We start from the raw sequence: 13,860 nt of genomic DNA on the forward strand, positions 1-13,860 counted from the left end.
TATCACGTGTTGAAACTTAATAACAAAGATTTTACGATCAAATACCATCCATCTACTAATACAAATAGCAGTATCTTAAACGGCAAGGAAATCATAACAGGAGGCAGCATCATCATCCCCATTGCCATCAATGTGCTTGCGACAATCATATCGATGACTAGAAACGGAATGAATATCATAAATCCCATTATAAAAGCTGTTTTCAGCTCGCTAATGGCGTATGCAGGTATTAGTACTGTGATTGGAATCTCTTCAAATGAAGCCGGCTTCTCTGTTTTCGTATAATTCATAAAAAGCATTAAGTCTTTTTCCCTTGTATGAGAGAACATAAACTTCTTCATCGGAACGGAGGCTTCCTTAAAAGCTTCTGTTTGAGAGATTTGACCTTTTAAATAAGGCTGCAATGCAACATCATTTACTTGTGAGAACGTTGGAGCCATGATAAAGAAGGTAAGGAACATTGCCAGTCCAATCAATACTTGATTGGGCGGCATTTGCTGTGTTCCAAGCGATGTTCTTACAAAGCCCAGAACGATAACGATTCGAGTAAAGCTTGTCATTAGTACCATTATCGCAGGTGCGATACTTAGTACTGTAATTAATAGAAGAATGGATAATGCGCTAGTATCGGGCGTGTCACCGCTTCCGTTGCCAATATTGATGGATACGTCGGGTAACGGCTCGGCAAATGCTTGATTATGTAATAACATCGCAAGCAATTGAACAACAACGATTGATATCCACCACTTATTTTTCATCATCCATCAACCGTTCATTTGATTTAGATTCATGCAATAACGATTCCAATTGCTGCTTGCGGTCAGCTTGCTGACTAAGCTTATTTTGCAACAAATCCTGAAAGGAAGACGTCTTGTTCCACTGCTCGTTCGTAGGATCAGACCCATTTGGATTGTTGCGATCTTTGAACTTCTTAAGTATTTGTGAGACTAGATCCTTTGACCAAGCCGATTCCTGCTGACGCTCCAGCGCTGAAATAACAGCACTTGCTTGCTCAGGATCATCTAGCTTGTCAATTAGAGTTATGTTCTCGCCGACGCCAACGATATAAATCCGACCTGCAATCTCGACGACTTGTAACGAGTTATTCTGTCCTAGCGCAATACCGCCAAGTGAACGAAGCGATCGATTCGTTCCCCACATGCGATTGCGCTGCGACAACCATTTAATGACTAAAATAATTAATACGATAACGATGGCAAGCGATACGATAACCCAAATCATGTTGCCCGCTAGATCATTTGTTCCGGTAAACATCATTTGTCCTTCATCGTTTGCGCTGCTGCCGCCTTGTGCCGCAGCAGCCGCAAATTGTGGCCAAATCGCCATCCCAAGAGCAGACACCATTGAAATGCGCGAAGCTATGTTAAACATAATGTCTAACCGTTATCCGAGTGTTTTCTTGATCGCTTCAATTACACGATCAGCTTGGAACGGTTTGACGATGAAGTCCTTTGCGCCTGCTTGAATCGCATCAATTACCATTGCTTGCTGACCCATTGCTGAACACATAATTACTTTAGCATTGCTATCAATTTTTTTAATTTCTTTMAGAGCGGAGATTCCGTCCATCTCTGGCATCGTAATATCCATTGTTGTCAAATCAGGTTTCAATTCCTTGTACTTCTCAACTGCTTGTGCGCCGTCTTGGGCTTCACCGACGACTTCGTAGCCGTTCTTTGATAAAATGTCACGAATCATCATGCGCATGAAAGCTGCGTCGTCTACGATAAGAATGCGGTTTGCCATCTTTTTATCCTCCTAGGATGCTATTGTAATTTTTGAATGCGGTCCCATTGGCTTACGATATCCGTTACACGAACACCAAAGTTTTCATCTATGACAACAACCTCGCCTTTTGCGATCAGCTTGTTATTCACTAGGATGTCGACTGGTTCGCCAGCTAGCTTGTCCAGCTCAATAATAGAACCTTGCGACAGCTCCAAAATATCTTTTATCTGCTTTTGGGTCCTTCCTAATTCTACCGTGACCTTAAGCGGTATGTCGAGAAGTAAATTGAGGTTTGTCTCATCTGGCTGAATAATTGGCGCATTGCCAAAATTAGCAAATTGCACAGGCTGTACATTAACATTTCGACTAGCTGCATGACCATATGTATGAGGCCCCGGCGGCTGCATCGACATGTCGTAGCCAGCTGCAGGTGTTTGATACGGCATAGAAGGCATTTGAGGCGCCTGCGCAGCCATATTCATTTGCGGCGGCACAGCGTTCAAATGAGCTGCTGCAGCCGTTTCTTGCATTGCCATAGCTTGTTGTGCTGCCGGCGCTGCTGCAGCCGTTTGAGGCGCTTGAACAGCAGGCTCAGCTGGCTGATCATCTACCACTCCCATTAATATATCAACCATTTGTTTCGCAAACGGAATGGGCAGCAGCTGCATGATTGTTGAATCTATGAGATCTCCAATCGTAAGCCGGAATGATATTTTTATAAACATATCTACCGGTGGCAAATGCTCCATGCCATCACCGTTATTAACATCTAGAATGTCAATGCCCGGCGGCGAAATATTGACAAAACGATTAAATATCGTTGACATCGACGTAGCAGATGATCCCATCATTTGATTCATCGCTTCTTGAACAGCACTAATGTGAATTTCATTAAGCTCTTCTACAGTGATGTTGGTGCCTTCACCGCCAAGCATCAAATCAGCAATGATTTGGGCATCTTTTGTTTTTATGACAAGTGAATTAATGCCTTGAAAACCGTCTACGTATTGCACGCTAACTGCAACATGAGGCTTAGGGAAAATGTCAGCAAGCTCATCTTTTCTTACAATAGTAACTTGTGGTGTAGTAATATCTACTTTCTTGCCAAGCAACGTTGACAATGCTGTTGCCGCGCTGCCAAATGTTATGTTTCCAATCTCACCCAGAGCAGACTGTTCCATATCGGATAAAAAGTCTGAAAGTTGTGTTCCGACTTCAGTGTGCTGCTCCGGTTCCGGCTCACTGGAGGATTGACGTAGCAATGCATCAATTTCCTCTTGTGACAAATAGTCCTTACTCGTCATAATCTTCTTCCACTCCTTCAGTGACAATCTCATCTACTTGAACAGCTAGCCGATCCTTAACAGAGCCTGCACTGCCAATGAATTTAAGCTTGTCTCCAACTTTAATGTTGAGACCATCATTAACTGATTTATTCAATGAAATAACATCACCAATATTCAGTCCTAGAAACTCTTGAATGGTTAGCGACGATTCGCCAAGCTCAGCTACGATAGGAAGCTTCGCTTTATTTACTCGCTGCTCCAATATTTCAACTTCCTCTGGCGCGCGAGCTTTCTTCTGCGATACAAACCAGTGATGAACAGACAGCCTGGACATAATCGGTTCAATAACGACATGCGGAATACAAAGGTTAATCATACCCGTCGTATCGCCAATTTTGGTGCTGAATGAAATGAGAGCGATCGTTTCATTGGGCGATACAATTTGCATGAACTGCGGGTTCGTTTCCAATGCTTCCAGCCTAGGAGAAATATCGATTACTGTTTTCCAAGCCTCCTGCAAGCCTTCAAACGTTCGACYGAAAATTTTCTCCATAATAATGGTTTCAATTTCAGTTAAGTTGTTGATTTTGGATGGCGCTATGCCTTGTCCGCCTAACATTCGATCCAGCATTGCGTACGCTACGTTTGGATGAACTTCAAGCACCATACGACCTTCCAGCGGCTCCGCTTCAAAAATGTTCAATATCGTCATCTTTGGTATCGAACGAATAAATTCATCGTAAGGCAATTGCTCGACCTGCACGACATTAATTTGAACAAATGTGCGAAGTTGTGCTGAGAAATAGGTTGTCAAATACCGTGCGAAGTTTTCATGAATCCGCGTCAAACTTCTAATATGATCCTTCGAAAAACGTACGGCGCGTTTGAAATTATACACGCTGACTTTTCGCGTCGTTTCTTCCTTCTTTAAATCCTCTGCATCCATTTCACCGGAATCCAAGGCAGCTAGTAGCGCATCAATTTCATTTTGCGATAAAACATCAACCAAATATCTCACCTCCTTCGAGGAATGTCTGCGTAGTCAGTTAAAGTGGAGCAAGTGTAAAGTCTGTGATTTCTACCTTAATCAACTTACCTTTAGGAATAATAGGATTGATTAAGTTGAGAAGCTTCGACTCAAGTGCGTCTTCACCTTGAGAACCCTGCAGCTCATCTGCTGTCATATCAGCAATAACACGGTTAATAATTGGGCGAACTTCAATCTCAAGCAGTTTATCAAAATCTTCTTTTGTTTTCTTCTTGTCGAGCTGGAAAGCAAAACTCAAAATAACGACATATTCACGATCTTTCAGATTTCTTCTGAATTCCTTTAATTCAGAAGTTACGGCCACACGCTCATCAGCCGATAAAGCTTTCACCTCAATCGTTTTTGTCTCCGTCGCCTGCTCCTTAGGGTCAGTAAAAAACGACTTGAACAAGATGATTGAAACAATGGCGATTAATGTTATGGATAACAAAATCGTAATTAACCAAGGTAGCATTTTCTTCATGACGATGGACCCTCCGTTTAAAGCATTTATTGTGACCTTTGTTCCGTTCAACCGCGTTACGGTAATCATCAGTTGCCCCCTCACACCTAGGGGAGGCGTTAAGCCTCCCGCTCGTTATGACTTACTTATCGTTTTAGATTAACTACCTCTTGCAAAATTTCATCAGAAGTTGTAATGATACGTGAATTCGCTTGGAAACCACGTTGTGCAACGATCATTTCTGTAAATTCAGCAGTTAAGTCAACGTTTGACATTTCCAGCTGACCGGCAATGATTGCGCCTGTACCGAATTCAGGATCAGTCGCGAACGTCATGAAATCCTCAATAGAAGCATCCGGATTAGCATTCGCTGTAACACGGTACATATTGCCGCCTAGCTTCTCAAGGCCACTTGGGTTTACAACTTTGGCTACGCCAAGCTGTGCAACGGCTTCCGTACCATCCGCTGTTACACCCATGATCGTTCCGTCTTGACCAATGGAAAATGCCGTAATTGCCTCATCAAGCACGATAGGCTCTTGATCAACGCTTAGTACGAAATAGCCATCGCCTGTAACAAGCTGTCTATTCGAATCAAGCGTAAAGTTGCCCGCACGTGTTAAAAGCATTTCAGAATCTTCGCTCGCTCTAACTACGAAAAATCCGTCTCCGTCAATACGAAGGTCTGTCGGTTGGTTCGTTGTCATTGCGCTTCCTGCGGTATGTACGGTATCGATAGAGCCGATAGATACGCCGAGTCCGATTTGTTTTGCGTTAACGCCGCCGCGCACGCCTTCCTCAGGTGCGGTAACGCCCGCAACCGTTTGGCTCAAAATATCTTTGAACATGACGCGCCCTGCTTTAAAGCCAACCGTGTTCACGTTCGCAATATTGTTACCAATAACGTCTAGCTTTGTTTGGAAGCCGCGCATACCGGACACACCCGAATACATCGATCTTAGCATTTTCGTAATTCCTCCTAGGGAATGGATTAAAATCTTATGGGCTTCAAAAAAATGTTAGCACTATCATAAACTGCTTCAATCGGTCCACAGCTTGAGGCTCCCTGATAGGTCCAGCCTTACGATAATATAATAGCGCTGTCTATTTGCGTAAATACGTTGCTTCGCATTTGCCCGCCATCCATGGCAGTTACAACTGTACGGCTTGGGACATTCACAATCATTGCAATGTCTCGGAAAACGATTAATGAATCCTGAGCGCCTTTGGATGCAGCCTCTTCGACCGCATTCATTATTTTGGTTAATGACTCTGGTTGCAAGTTAATGCCTCGCTGCTGCATTCTAACCTCGGCATGATGACTGAACTTTAAAACCTTGCCATTAAGTATTTCTTGAAATTCAGATGGCTGAGCTGAACGGTTGGCAACTGTCTTGCTAGGCTGCAGAGGTGTCGACTTAACCGGGAAAATATGACCGATTTTTATGCCTTCACTCATTATTTATCAGCCCCTTCCTCAGCACCAGCTGGATCCGAAGGATTCTTGTCTACGCCTTTATCTTCACCTGTAGAATCCTCTGGCGTTGGTGTTTCACCCGTTGTTTCCGAGATAGAGTTGACATAATCAAGAGCAATCTCGGCTCCGCCTACCCTTGCATAAAGGAGACCATCCTTCGAAATAATGGAATCAACTACGCCTTTGGCGGTCTTGATTGCACCAGCTTCATCATATTCATTCCATTCAATCGTTTTACCGATCAAGCTGGATGCTGAACCAATGTTTTGACGCATTAAAGATAGCTCGGTGGACATATTCATCAGCTGCTCTACAGAAGTAAATTGCGCCATCTGAGCGATGAACTCTTTATCCTGAAGCGGCTGCATAGGATCCTGGTTGCGAAGCTGCGTAACTAGAATACTTAGAAATTGATCTTTTCCAAGCGTATCCGTGTTTTTTTTGTTTGCTGCAGCTTGTACATTCTCTTTGCTGTAATTCGGCCAAACTACGCGAGTAGAAACGCTATCTGCCATTTCCGATCACCTCCGATCTCTCTGACCCTCTACTAACTTCTCTACGCTTTAACGTTGATGCCTCTGCCAAATCCAAGACCCTGAATTGTCGCTTGTTGAACCATTTCGGTTTCAAATTGAGACTCATTCACAGTATCGTCAGTGTTCACAGCATTACGATTGGATGACTGCTGCTGATTGCTTCCTTGTCCATGCTGCTGTTGAAACAGCTGCGCAGCTGACTGACCTTGCGAAACCTCAAGCTTATCTACCATAAGGCCTTGTGCTTGAAGCGCTGACCGCAGTTGAGCCATTTGATTATCCAGCATGTCCTTGGCCATTGCCGTATCCGTTTGGAAGATCGCGGTTAGAAGTCCATTTTGCATCGTTATTTTTACGTCTACTTGCCCTAAATGTTCAGGGTATAACATGAGTTTCGCTTCTGAAACGCCATTCAATGTTGTAAGATCAAATTTCTGTACGATCATACCTGTCATGGATTGGGCAAATTCATCAGCGACAACAAATGAAGTAGCTGCTGCTGCATTAGCAACAAGAGAAGTAAACGTCCGCATTGTATCCGGATTGTTTGTTCCAAGCTGCATTTGCGGAATTAATTCAATAGAAGAGTCAGATACATCTGATGCGTTTGCCTGCTCCATACCCTGTACTGCAGTTGTTAATAATGCAGGATGGGCGGTTTGCTGTGACAGTCGTTGCAATAGCGTACTAACGTCTGCTTGCTGTACATTTTGAGCTGTAAACAGTTGTTGTGTAGAAGCGGTCGATTTCGTATGAGTCTTAGTCGTATCCACCGGCTCGCCTTCCAAAATCGCTGTTAACGCTTTAAGCTGTTGCGCCACCAAAACCGTTGGCTCTTGCTGTCCAACCAATTTTGTTGTTCCCTGCTGAAGCATCACTTGCATTTGCAGCAACGTATCTTGCAGGCTTGACTTGATATTCACTGCATTTTTCCCCTCTAATGTAATAGAGGAATCTTCCTCACCGCTAGTCGGTTGACCAATCGGTTGCTGAATGACAGGCACTGGAATGCCAAGCAGAGCAAGCAAAGCATTCATTTGATCAAGCACGTCTTCCAACTGTTGGAGCTGCTGATCATCTTCAAGAGGAGCCTTGCCGTCTTCACCATTAGTTGCATCCAATTGCGCTAGCAAACCATCGATGATTGACATGAGGTCAGATAATGTTGGTGCTGCAGCAGCGCCGTCCACCAAAGCCATAGCTTCCTTAGATACGTTGGCAACTAAAGGTGCAGCTTGTGTCTGACTGCTGCTGCCAGCAGCTTCGCTATTAATTTGCTGCACTAACGTTTTCTGGAACGCTGCTCCGCTTGTATTGCCACTTGCTTGTCCCGTTGTTGTTCCTTGTGCTTGCGGTTGTACTAAAGCAACTTGTGAAATGTTCATTTCCATTTTTCTCACCTCCTTTCAAATAGAGGGAAAACATAAGGTCAGACATTAACTTCCTGTCATTAATTTGGCTACAATTTTGGCTGTAGTCGTTTCATTAATTCCAGACATTTCTGCAATAATGGATGATCTTGTTTTATTGTCCACCGCATTTAATATCCGAAGCACTTTGCTTGGACTCACATCTATCATTTTGATAAGAAGCTCTGCAGCGCTCTTTGCATTCATAGCTGTAAACGTTGCACTTAATTGCTCTTGATCAAGAACAGAGGAAGCAGGCTTCGTTGTTGGCGATTTCTGCGAATCAAGTCTTGCTTGAAGGGCGGCAATTTGCAAATCCTTTGCCTGCACGTTATCCTTCAGCTTCATCGCTGCATCAGCTGCCGTCTGAGGATTCATCTTCTCCATAATGCGCACTCGATCGTCAGGCCGCATATTTGCAAATACGAGCACCATTTCATCTAAAGTCATACTTTGCAAGATTGGAGCAGCTTTACTTGGCGTAATTTTGGAAAACATGCTTGCCAGTTCTTGAATTTTCGCTTGATACTGCTCATCCTCAAGCAATTGATCATCGTTTACACCTTTAAGCTGGATGTTATCACTTTCCAAGTCCTTTACTTCTTGCTCAAGCGTTGCTTTCGTTTGATTCGCAGCTGCCAGTTCGCTTTCAATTGCAGTAAGCTGTGTTTGCAAATCCGCAATTTTTGCTGACATATTCGCTGACTTCAAAGCATCATCATTTCCAGGCCCGCCTGCAACTTTTGGCTCGGGAAGCACGTCTTTTAGAAATGGAACTGAGTTTCCGGCTTCCAGCATTTTATTGCGGAAATCAATATTGAACAAGGTGTACAAAACACCGAGCAATACAATTGCGAATAAAATTGGTGTCATCAAAAACATAATTCTCTCTAGCGTGCTATAGCCTTGCTTTTCATTATCCATACCCGCCAATTCCACTCACTCCCTCTAGCCGGTGTCACGCATCACTTTATGGGGTTGGTATCATGAAACGGACGCTTGCCATCTCATCTAGTTCGTTCTGCTCTTTGATTTGCATCGCATACTGGAACCGATCACGCGCATGATCTTTTGCTTTAAGCCACACTTTCTCATCTTTCATCTTGTCTGAAAGCTTAAGTCGGCTTTGCTCAACCGCCTTCTGTGCATGCAACACATCTTTCAATTTGCTTGTAATGCAAGTGACCAAATAGTCCAAATATTGCTGAATAACTTGAAGCTCAGATAAAGGAACAGCAGTCTGTGAAGATTCAATCAGCTTGCTTTCCCATTCTTGCTGCTTCGCACGCAATTGCTCTAACGACAATTCTTCAGCCGCTAGAGCACCAATGGCCGATGAAAGAATCCATTCCGCTTGTGTTTTTTCACTAGATTTTAAATCAACAACCTTTTGAAAAGTATAACGAAACGATGCCATCTCGTGATTCAACTCCTGTAGAAGTCATTAATTAAACGACTTTGCGCTTCCTCTAAGCTCACCTTTTCATTGGTCTTTTGCTTTGTGTAGCTTTGAATCGGTTCAATAAATTCTAGCGCCATATCAATTTCTACATTTGATCCTCGTTGGTACGCCCCTATATTGATCAGGTCTTCCGAATCTTTATATGTAGCTAGCATTTTTTTTAGTTCATTCGCCGCATCTTGCTGTTCTTCTGTGACAATTTCCTTCATAACACGGCTGACAGAAGCTAAAACATCGATGGCAGGAAAATGACCCTTATGCGCTAGCTGACGACTTAAAACGATATGACCATCCAATATTCCGCGGACAGCATCCGCGATAGGTTCATTCATATCGTCACCATCAACAAGAACGGTGTAGAAGGCGGTTATCGAGCCTGTTGGCCCTGTCCCTGCACGTTCCAGAAGCTTTGGCAGTGCAGCGAATACAGAAGGTGTGTAACCTCTAGTAGCAGGCGGTTCACCAATAGCCAGACCTACTTCACGAAGAGCCATTGCATACCTTGTAACGGAATCCATCATCAACATAACGTCCAGACCGCGATCACGGAAATATTCAGCAATGGATGTCGCAATTAATGCGCCCTTCATGCGAATGAGTGCTGGCTGATCTGAAGTTGCAACAATAACGACCGAACGGGACAAGCCTTCTGGGCCAAGATCCTTCTCGATAAATTCAAGCACTTCACGACCACGCTCGCCAATCAACGCAATTACGTTAACATCAGCTGAAGTATTGCGAGCAATCATGCCAAGCAGTGTACTTTTCCCTACACCGGATCCGGCGAATATGCCTACACGCTGACCACGCCCGACGGTAAGAAGCCCATCGATCGCTCTTACACCGATACCGAGTGGTTCAACGACACGCGGACGTTTAAGCGGATTGCTTGGTTCATTATAAGTAGAATAATGCGGCATACGCCTTGGCAAAAATGAACCATCCAGCGGATTTCCAAGTCCATCGAGCACTTTACCGAGCAGCTCTGATCCGACTTGAACAGTCAAAGGTTTGCCTGTACCTACAACATCACAGCCCGGGCTAATGGACTGAAGATCACCGAGAGGCATTAATATTACTTTATTATCACGAAAACCAACGACCTCTGCCTTGATAGGCTTTGCGCCTTTGGAAGGATAAATAAAGCAAACATCGCCAATGCTCGCATCAGGTCCTTCTGACTCCACGGTTAGGCCGATGACCTGAGTGACTTTGCCATTGACCCGAACGGGATCAAGCGGCTGCAAATGCTCGATATACTTAAGCACATCTAGATTATTCACTATCATAGGCTTGACCTCGTTCTTCGCCGCTATGATGAGCAAGATGTATTAATTCTTTTTTGATCTCAGCAAGCTGCGTGTCAATTCGAGCGTCTATGCTGCCAAATGAAGAGCGAATAACACAACCATTGTCTTTAACCGTCGAGTCAGGCAAAATTTGCAATTCCGCTTGTGAATCGATGGCCATATGAAGCTCTTCTCTTGCCGCTTGCACGAATGCAAGCTGCCCAGGTGCAACACATAGAGTAATAACTCCTTGCTCTCTGCGTCTAGACAATGATTTGCGAATGAGCTCGATTGCCATTTCAGGTGCCGTAGATAGCTGCTGCCCAATAATTTTTTCGGCAATCGCACAGCTTAGTTCAACAAGAAAGGGTTCTGCTTCCTGAATGATTTGTTCTCTCATTTGGAATGCAGTTTTTAGCACATCCGATGCTTCAGCCAGCTTTTGCTCCCAGATCTCACGCATTTCCTTTTCGGATTGCGCGGCTCCTTCGGCATAACCAAGCTCATAGCCTGATTGCCTGGATGCTTCTGATGCTGATTCATCTTCTGTACGTTTTTCGAGCCACCATACATCGATTTGCTGCTGTGTTTCAGCAAGAAGCTTTTCGCTTTCTTCTGCTGCATCACGCAGTCTCTCTTCTGCATATAGCTGAGCATCATTTAATATTTGATCTCGCAAAGTTATCGTTTCTTCATCAGGAACGGGTTCCATATCCTCTTCCTGATCCAGTGATTCATTGATTTCAAGATTCCGTTGATGCAGCCATTCGAGCTGCTTCAATTGATCAAGAGTAATCACACTCGAAGATTTGATCAAATTAGACAATGATATCGTCTCCTCCACCACGGGCGATGATGATTTCACCTGACTCTTCTAATCTGCGAATCGTAGCAACAATGCGAGTTTGCGCTTCTTCAACATCACGAAGCCGCACTGGTCCCATAAATTCCATTTCTTCTTTGAATGTTTCGGCCATACGCTTCGACATATTGCGGAAGATCGCTTCTCTAACTTCTTCACTTGCCACTTTAAGCGCAAGCTGAAGATCGGAATTCTCGATATCGCGAATGATTCGTTGAATAGAGCGATTGTCGATATTGACAATGTCCTCGAACACGAACATCCGTTTTTTGATTTCTTCTGCAAGCTCTGGATCTTGAATTTCAAGCGCGTCGAGAATCGTACGCTCCGTCCCGCGATCGACACCATTCAATATTTGAACGATAGAGTCGATACCGCCAGCATTCGTGTAATCCTGGGTAACAGTGGCAGACAGTTTTTGCTCAAGCACTCTTTCTACCTGCGAAATGACCTCTGGCGATGTGCTATCCATCAGAGCAATTCGCCTCRCAACCTCTGCTTGTTTCTCTTGCGGCAGCGATGAAAGAATGTGCGAAGACTGCTCTGATTGTAAATACGATAATACCAAAGCAATCGTTTGCGAGTTCTCATTTTGAATAAAGTTCAAAATTTGTGTAGGTTCCGCTTTTCTAGCGAAGTCAAATGGTCTTACTTGGAGCGTTGCTGTTAACCGGTTAATAACTTCAAGAGCTTTTTGTTCACCAAGCGCTTTCTCCAAAATGTCTTTGGCATAAGAAATGCCGCCTTGCGTGATATACTCTTGAGCCATACAGATTTGGTGAAACTCGCTTAAAATTGTTTCACGATCACTACTGTCCACTTTACGGACATTTGCGATTTCAAGTGTTAGCTGTTCAATTTCTTCATCTCTTAAATGCTTGAATATTTGAGAGGATACATCAGGTCCAAGCGTAATGAGTAAAATGGCAGCTTTCTGTCGACCAGATAATCCTTGCATTGATTTTGACACATGAACCACCTCTATTCATCCACAAGCCATGTGCGAAGAAGGTTAACGAACTCATCCGGTTTTCGTTTGGCAAGTGTTTCAAGATTTTTTCTAGCCTGACTGTCGTTGTTGACACTTTCCAAATCAAGTGTTGGATACTCCACTTTAGCTGGAGCAACCAATTCGATTTCTTCCTCGGCAACCTTCTTGCGTCTGCGTGCTAACATGTAGATCAGTCCGCCAATGATGGCAAGAGCAGCAACACCAATTCCGATAATCCAAGGTGTTGATAGGAGGCTTGAGTCCTTAGCAGAACTGCTTCCAGAAAATGTTCTTGCAATAAGAGCAACTTTTTTCTCTATCAATGCGTCATTGGTTACATCTTGACCAGAATCAGCTAGTTGTGCGCGCACCAATGCAGTCAAATATGTCATAATGGCCGTTCTGCTTGCTTCATCATTCATTTGTGACTGTTCGATGCCGATACTAATAGAAAGGTCTTTTAAAACAAAAGGTCCGGATTCAATGTTGTTGTTGATTCGCGTCACATCATAATTCCGAATGGTCGAGTTCGATTCTGAAGAATTGCTGCCCGTCGCAGCCGCTTCGTAGCCTGGTACGTCAGTCTCTCCAGTTCCTGCAACACCGCCAGCGTCTCCTGAATTGCCAGTCGAAGTACTGTTATTCAGCTGTTCACTAATGATGATGCCGTTATTGTTGTTATTGTCTAGCGGTTTCACAACAGATTCCTGCGAAGTCTTCTTATCGAAGTTCATGCTGCTAGAAACTTGAACGACTAAATTATCAGCTCCAACGATTGTTCCTAGAAACTGCTGGATATTTTTCTTGAGCTCAGCCTCATATTTCCGCTGAATGACGAATTGGGACTCAACCGCATCTGAATTATTAGCTATTCCGCCAGCAACATCAGAGTAGATTAATTCGCCTTGAGGGCTTGAGATCGTAATATCCTTAATTGCCAAATCCGGAACCGCCGTTTTCACCAGGTTGTAATAGCCGTCGATTTCCTTCTGGCTTGGACGATATCCAGACACGAATTTCATCATAATCGATGCTGATGCTTGCTCCGCGTCTTCTGCAGAAAGAAATACACTTTCTTTTGGCAAGTTAACCAAAACCTTCGAACTGTCCACACCTTGCATCGCAATCAGCAACTGTTGAACTTCACCGTTCAAAGCATTCAAATATTTTACATTGAATTCATTTTCGGTTGTGCCAAACTGGCTTGAGCTTGCATTAAATGCTTCAAAACCAATAGAACCGTTTTGWACTAAACCTTGAGAACCTACATCTACTTTTATTCGTGCTGCATCTGTGCTCGGTACTGAAA

Annotated in this window: 16 protein-coding genes; all 16 read right to left on the reverse strand. The window is 43.9% G+C overall.

Going from position 1 to position 13,860, the window contains the following annotated elements; translation table 11 throughout:
- Window positions 1–2 precede the first annotated feature (2 nt).
- Window positions 3–710: a flagellar type III secretion system pore protein FliP gene (gene fliP, locus AB4Z17_RS22920; RefSeq protein WP_372239010.1), complete on the reverse strand. Its 708-nt coding sequence runs from the start codon at window positions 708–710 to the stop codon at window positions 3–5.
- A gap of 37 nt (window positions 711–747) precedes the next feature.
- Window positions 748–1,392, reverse strand: coding sequence for a flagellar biosynthetic protein FliO (locus AB4Z17_RS22925; protein WP_083682199.1), 645 nt, complete (start codon window positions 1,390–1,392; stop codon window positions 748–750).
- A gap of 12 nt (window positions 1,393–1,404) precedes the next feature.
- Entirely contained in the window at window positions 1,405–1,767 is a 363-nt protein-coding gene (locus tag AB4Z17_RS22930) for a response regulator (protein WP_076269158.1), read from the reverse strand.
- Between the two features lie 20 nt (window positions 1,768–1,787).
- Window positions 1,788–3,053, reverse strand: coding sequence for a flagellar motor switch phosphatase FliY (fliY, locus tag AB4Z17_RS22935; RefSeq protein WP_441962258.1), 1,266 nt, complete (start codon window positions 3,051–3,053; stop codon window positions 1,788–1,790).
- Window positions 3,043–4,044 (reverse strand): flagellar motor switch protein FliM, encoded by a 1,002-nt coding sequence (gene fliM / locus AB4Z17_RS22940; protein ID WP_441962259.1) that lies wholly within the window; start codon window positions 4,042–4,044, stop codon window positions 3,043–3,045. The genes fliY and fliM overlap by 11 nt, the downstream gene beginning before the upstream one ends.
- Before the next feature lie 37 nt (window positions 4,045–4,081).
- Entirely contained in the window at window positions 4,082–4,615 is a 534-nt protein-coding gene (locus tag AB4Z17_RS22945) for a flagellar basal body-associated FliL family protein (protein WP_441962261.1), read from the reverse strand.
- A gap of 56 nt (window positions 4,616–4,671) precedes the next feature.
- On the reverse strand, window positions 4,672–5,490 hold the full coding sequence (flgG, locus tag AB4Z17_RS22950) for a flagellar basal body rod protein FlgG (RefSeq protein WP_076269155.1): 819 nt from the start codon (window positions 5,488–5,490) through the stop codon (window positions 4,672–4,674).
- Window positions 5,491–5,606: 116 nt separating this feature from the next.
- Window positions 5,607–5,984 (reverse strand): TIGR02530 family flagellar biosynthesis protein, encoded by a 378-nt coding sequence (locus AB4Z17_RS22955; protein ID WP_441911315.1) that lies wholly within the window; start codon window positions 5,982–5,984, stop codon window positions 5,607–5,609.
- Window positions 5,984–6,517 carry a flagellar hook capping FlgD N-terminal domain-containing protein gene (locus tag AB4Z17_RS22960; protein ID WP_441962263.1) on the reverse strand — a complete coding sequence of 178 codons (534 nt, stop codon included), beginning with the start codon at window positions 6,515–6,517 and terminating at the stop codon, window positions 5,984–5,986. Before AB4Z17_RS22960 ends, AB4Z17_RS22955 begins: the two co-directional genes overlap by 1 nt.
- Before the next feature lie 41 nt (window positions 6,518–6,558).
- The gene (locus AB4Z17_RS22965) at window positions 6,559–7,929 is read right to left on the reverse strand and encodes a flagellar hook-length control protein FliK (protein ID WP_441962264.1); all 1,371 of its coding nucleotides are present in this window, start codon (window positions 7,927–7,929) and stop codon (window positions 6,559–6,561) included.
- Between the two features lie 45 nt (window positions 7,930–7,974).
- The gene (locus AB4Z17_RS22970) at window positions 7,975–8,886 is read right to left on the reverse strand and encodes a MotE family protein (protein ID WP_441962266.1); all 912 of its coding nucleotides are present in this window, start codon (window positions 8,884–8,886) and stop codon (window positions 7,975–7,977) included.
- A 31-nt stretch (window positions 8,887–8,917) separates the two neighbouring features.
- Window positions 8,918–9,364: a flagellar export protein FliJ gene (gene fliJ, locus AB4Z17_RS22975; protein ID WP_441911310.1), complete on the reverse strand. Its 447-nt coding sequence runs from the start codon at window positions 9,362–9,364 to the stop codon at window positions 8,918–8,920.
- 8 nt (window positions 9,365–9,372) lie between these two features.
- Complete coding sequence (fliI, locus tag AB4Z17_RS22980; RefSeq protein WP_076269150.1) at window positions 9,373–10,698, reverse strand: flagellar protein export ATPase FliI; 1,326 nt, start codon at window positions 10,696–10,698, stop codon at window positions 9,373–9,375.
- The gene (locus AB4Z17_RS22985; RefSeq protein WP_076269149.1) at window positions 10,685–11,524 is read right to left on the reverse strand and encodes a FliH/SctL family protein; all 840 of its coding nucleotides are present in this window, start codon (window positions 11,522–11,524) and stop codon (window positions 10,685–10,687) included. The genes fliI and AB4Z17_RS22985 overlap by 14 nt, the downstream gene beginning before the upstream one ends.
- Window positions 11,517–12,518 (reverse strand): flagellar motor switch protein FliG, encoded by a 1,002-nt coding sequence (fliG, locus tag AB4Z17_RS22990; RefSeq protein WP_441962268.1) that lies wholly within the window; start codon window positions 12,516–12,518, stop codon window positions 11,517–11,519. Before fliG ends, AB4Z17_RS22985 begins: the two co-directional genes overlap by 8 nt.
- A 23-nt stretch (window positions 12,519–12,541) precedes the next feature.
- On the reverse strand, window positions 12,542–13,860 hold a 1,319-nt coding region (fliF, locus tag AB4Z17_RS22995; RefSeq protein ID WP_441962267.1), incomplete at its 5' end, for a flagellar basal-body MS-ring/collar protein FliF.

The organism is Paenibacillus sp. TAF43_2 (assembly GCF_052113545.1).
Classification (GTDB): domain Bacteria; phylum Bacillota; class Bacilli; order Paenibacillales; family Paenibacillaceae; genus Pristimantibacillus.

Coding starts and splice junctions, on each gene's coding strand:
- flgG (WP_076269155.1), bottom strand. CDS start 5,490: ATGCTAAGATCGATGTATTCGGGTGTGTCCGGTATGCGCGGCTTCCAA.
- AB4Z17_RS22945 (WP_441962261.1), bottom strand. CDS start 4,615: ATGATTACCGTAACGCGGTTGAACGGAACAAAGGTCACAATAAATGCT.
- fliP (WP_372239010.1), bottom strand. CDS start 710: ATGTTATTACATAATCAAGCATTTGCCGAGCCGTTACCCGACGTATCC.
- fliY (WP_441962258.1), bottom strand. CDS start 3,053: ATGACGAGTAAGGACTATTTGTCACAAGAGGAAATTGATGCATTGCTA.
- AB4Z17_RS22955 (WP_441911315.1), bottom strand. CDS start 5,984: ATGAGTGAAGGCATAAAAATCGGTCATATTTTCCCGGTTAAGTCGACA.
- AB4Z17_RS22960 (WP_441962263.1), bottom strand. CDS start 6,517: ATGGCAGATAGCGTTTCTACTCGCGTAGTTTGGCCGAATTACAGCAAA.
- AB4Z17_RS22965 (WP_441962264.1), bottom strand. CDS start 7,929: ATGGAAATGAACATTTCACAAGTTGCTTTAGTACAACCGCAAGCACAA.
- AB4Z17_RS22925 (WP_083682199.1), bottom strand. CDS start 1,392: ATGTTTAACATAGCTTCGCGCATTTCAATGGTGTCTGCTCTTGGGATG.
- fliI (WP_076269150.1), bottom strand. CDS start 10,698: ATGATAGTGAATAATCTAGATGTGCTTAAGTATATCGAGCATTTGCAG.
- fliJ (WP_441911310.1), bottom strand. CDS start 9,364: ATGGCATCGTTTCGTTATACTTTTCAAAAGGTTGTTGATTTAAAATCT.